Source organism: Nitrospirae bacterium YQR-1, assembly GCA_039908095.1.
Lineage (GTDB): Bacteria > Nitrospirota > Thermodesulfovibrionia > Thermodesulfovibrionales > Magnetobacteriaceae > Magnetomonas.
On the sequence record JAMOBJ010000083.1, the window covers coordinates 1 to 1,042 of the forward strand.

A 1,042-nucleotide genomic window follows, 5' to 3' on the forward strand; every position below is an offset into this window, starting at 1 on the left:
GTTTGGCATATAAGGGTATCCCCGACTTTTAAATTGTTTCTCAGTGAAACCATGCCTGTACCGTTGCTGTTAAGTGCCGTCATAAAGGAGATCACCATCCCCTCCCTCAAATCATAAGCCGTTGCTTTGTTGCTGATATGCTCAAATAACATCAGCGAAAGAGCTGCGTTTCTTACCTGATTAAACCCTAATACATACACAGCCCTTGATATTGTATTTATTTTACCCTCCAGTTGATACTTTATGTAAAAAACCGTGTTTACCATTTTCAACACTTTGTTGGAAAGTGCATAATCATTGAGGATGGTGTTGGCCAGCTCATTGACTGAAACGTCACTTTCGGATAAGGTCTGTTTGTTAACCAATGCTACTGTGCGTCCCATAGCAGGAAAATCACTATTGGACAGTATCTTACTGTTTAACTTTTCAATTATAGGTATCTTTTTATCCATATTATCTCATCTGATATAAAAATAATTTTAACATTATTCCTAAAAAAATTCATATTGCCACCTCTATTAAAATTGTTGTAAGCTATGGAGGACGATGGCAGCTCTCATGGATGTAAGTGTTATAATTCCAACTATCAATGCTTCCGGTATAATCGGAAAATTAGCCGCCTCCTGTATGAATCAGAAACACGAGGATGGTACTGCGGTAAGTTCTGAGGTCATAGTGATAGATTCCTCATCTTCAGACAATACGGTTGAAATTGCCGGCTCATTGGGCTGCAAAACTATAGTAATTCCAAAGGCTGACTTTAACCACGGTGGAACCAGAAACTTAGCCGCATCCAAAGCCTCCGGCGAGGTGCTGGTATTTATGACTCAGGATGCCATGCCGGTTAATGACAGGCTTATCGCTGCACTTCTTAAACCCCTGAATGACCCTCTTACCGCCGCCTCCTTTGCCAGACAAATCCCTCAGAACGATGCTAATCCGGTTGAACGCTTCAGCCGCTCATTTAACATCTTCCGGAGTAGGATATACATATGGAGCCATGTACAAAACACTCCAGTTCAATGGCGACATGCTCTCTTAT

At 41.3% G+C, this 1,042-nt stretch carries 2 protein-coding genes and 1 pseudogene; 1 reads left to right on the forward strand and 2 read right to left on the reverse strand.

Annotated features, from left to right (window positions below; all coding sequences use genetic code 11):
• Nucleotides 1–452, reverse strand: a 452-nt coding sequence (locus tag H7844_15975) for an HDOD domain-containing protein (GenBank protein MEO5358776.1), incomplete at its 3' end; no start/stop codon positions are given.
• A 175-nt stretch (nt 453–627) separates the two neighbouring features.
• Here H7844_15975 and H7844_15980 point away from each other — a divergent pair.
• Nucleotides 628–903, forward strand: a pseudogene (locus H7844_15980) (glycosyltransferase family 2 protein).
• A gap of 61 nt (nt 904–964) precedes the next feature.
• Here H7844_15980 and H7844_15985 read toward each other — a convergent pair.
• The gene (locus tag H7844_15985; GenBank protein ID MEO5358777.1) at nt 965–1,018 is read right to left on the reverse strand and encodes a U32 family peptidase; all 54 of its coding nucleotides are present in this window, start codon (nt 1,016–1,018) and stop codon (nt 965–967) included.
• Nucleotides 1,019–1,042 lie beyond the last annotated feature (24 nt).